Consider the following 450-nt stretch of genomic DNA (forward strand, 5'->3'; position numbering starts at 1 on the left):
ATTCATGCAGATCTGAACGCACTTGAGCTGATAATCAGTACAGCATCAAGTGACGAGTTTGTAAAAAAATACGGCTCTTTTTCAAGAATAATAAATCTGGGCGACTTGCTTGAGCGCGGTATCTATCCAAAANAAAAATTATCCAATATTTTCTGTCATGGGAAATCATGATGAAGGGTTCTTGAGCGGAAAAAAAGTCAGCGCAAGCTCCTTTGAAAGCATGGATGCGCACAACAGGCTTGACTCTGAAGACCTATCATTTTTTAAACAAAACAAGGACGGAACATTTGGAAGCCAAGAATTCATTGATACAAAAAACGGACTCTTTTGTGTTCACGGTGGGCCACTTGATCCGAAGAAGATAACCCCAAAGAATGCAGATGGCGAAGCCTGGCTATACCAAAGAAACTGGCAGAGGCTGACCGATGAGGGATTTGAGTTTTTTAGCTA

Annotated in this window: 1 pseudogene; it reads left to right on the plus strand. The window is 41.2% G+C overall.

Annotated features, from left to right (window positions below):
* Positions 1-181: 181 nt before the first annotated feature.
* Positions 182-450: pseudogene (locus DYY66_RS02465) on the plus strand (hypothetical protein); the annotation flags it as partial.

It is taken from the genome of Candidatus Nitrosotalea sp. FS, assembly GCF_011319475.1.
GTDB lineage: Archaea > Thermoproteota > Nitrososphaeria > Nitrososphaerales > Nitrosopumilaceae > Nitrosotalea.